Origin of the sequence: Bartonella sp. CL266QHHD, from assembly GCF_042195355.1 — a bacterium.
In the GTDB taxonomy this organism is placed as follows: domain Bacteria; phylum Pseudomonadota; class Alphaproteobacteria; order Rhizobiales; family Rhizobiaceae; genus Bartonella.
On record NZ_JBHIOD010000038.1, the window covers coordinates 1 to 1,152 of the forward strand.

At 43.5% G+C, this 1,152-nt stretch carries 1 protein-coding gene; it reads left to right on the forward strand.

All coding sequences use genetic code 11. The features are described from left to right. Positions 1-952: ShlB/FhaC/HecB family hemolysin secretion/activation protein (locus ACFIK7_RS04620; protein WP_375663009.1), on the forward strand; the 952-nt coding region annotated here is incomplete at its 5' end. Between the last annotated feature and the right edge of the window lie 200 nt (positions 953-1,152).

Below are 1,152 nucleotides of genomic sequence, written 5' to 3' on the forward strand. Positions count from 1 at the left end.
TCAGCGCTCCATGGATGGTAGTCCGTATCATTTTTCTCACAAGCGTCCCAATAGTGATACTCTAACGGGATCATTTTCTCTTCCCTATGGCACTTGGACAACAGGTTTTGATGGGACGTGGAGCCAATATCATTCAAGTGTTAAGGGAATATTTTCCGATATTATGACTGCGGGTAAGTCTTTATCGCTGACACCATGGATTTCACGGGTTATTGATCGTGATCAAGAGGGAAAGACCTGGCTTACAGGACGGTTGACATGGAAATATTCTGATAATTTTATTATGGGCAGTCGGGTTGATGTTTCCAGCCGTAAACTAGCTATTGCAACCTTTGAGCTTGATCATTCGCGCAAGTGGCTTGGAGGAGAATTAAGCGCGCATATAGGGTTTCATAAAGGGTTAGCAATTCTTGGCGCTTATGACGATAAAGAGCAAGAGAATGCAACAAAAAATTCACCCAAAGGGCAATTTTCCAAATTGTCTTTTTCCCTAGGCTACGTGCGTCCTTTTTCGCTCAAACAGTATAACTTTCGCTATAACACACTGTTTTCAGGACAATTATCACCCGACACGTTGTTTAGTTCAGAGCAAATATCGCTTGGTGGTAGTTCCTCTGTGCGCGGGGTGCGTGAGGCGATTTATTACGGCAATAATGGGGCGTTTTGGCGCAATGAATTGTCGCTGTTGTTGCCAGGTTTTTCGTCGAGAATGGGGCGTAAATTTATGAGCCAATTTGCCCCTTATATGGCGCTTGATCTGGGGGCTGTAGCCAATGATGCAAACAAAAACAGTTTTGGCGGGAGCCTCGTTGGGGCAACTCTTGGTTTCCATGCAACCGGAGACATTACGGATATTGATGTATCTTATTCGAATATTTTAACCCAATCGACAGTGCGAGAAAAGGGAAATTCGACAGGGTTATTTCAAGTACGGGCATTATTGAGATTTTAGAGCAAAGGGGCGGTAAAAATATCGCTGCGCTGTTTACACCCATATGGGTTGTTTTTTTTAAGAGATAAAGAATTTTATGAGGAGCTGAAGATGCGGGGATTGAAAAATCAAAAGCATAAATTGGGATATGGATACAAGCGAGGAAAGCGCGTTCTTTGTGTTTTGCAGCGAGGGATCCATAAGGGGCTTTCACTGGTTTT